A 238-nucleotide genomic window follows, 5' to 3' on the forward strand; every position below is an offset into this window, starting at 1 on the left:
AGCACGGAGACAAAATGAAAATAAACACACTTATGACGAGTACTCTACTCGTAGCGACACTGGTGTCATGTAACGCCAAGAAATCATCAAACAAAACATTTGTCTATTGTTCGGAAAGGATCGCCAACAGCGTTTAATCCTCAAGTAACAACTGATGGAACATCTAATAATGCTTCAGCACATACGATCTATAATCGACTTGTTGAATTTAAAAGAGGAACGACGGAAGTTGAGCCNG

At 39.7% G+C, this 238-nt stretch carries 1 pseudogene; it reads left to right on the plus strand.

The annotated features are described in order from the left end of the window. Positions 1-14: 14 nt before the first annotated feature. Positions 15-238, plus strand: a pseudogene (locus M901_RS18385) (ABC transporter substrate-binding protein); the annotation flags it as partial.

This window comes from Bacteriovorax sp. DB6_IX, assembly GCF_000447775.1.
Lineage (GTDB): Bacteria > Bdellovibrionota > Bacteriovoracia > Bacteriovoracales > Bacteriovoracaceae > Halobacteriovorax_A.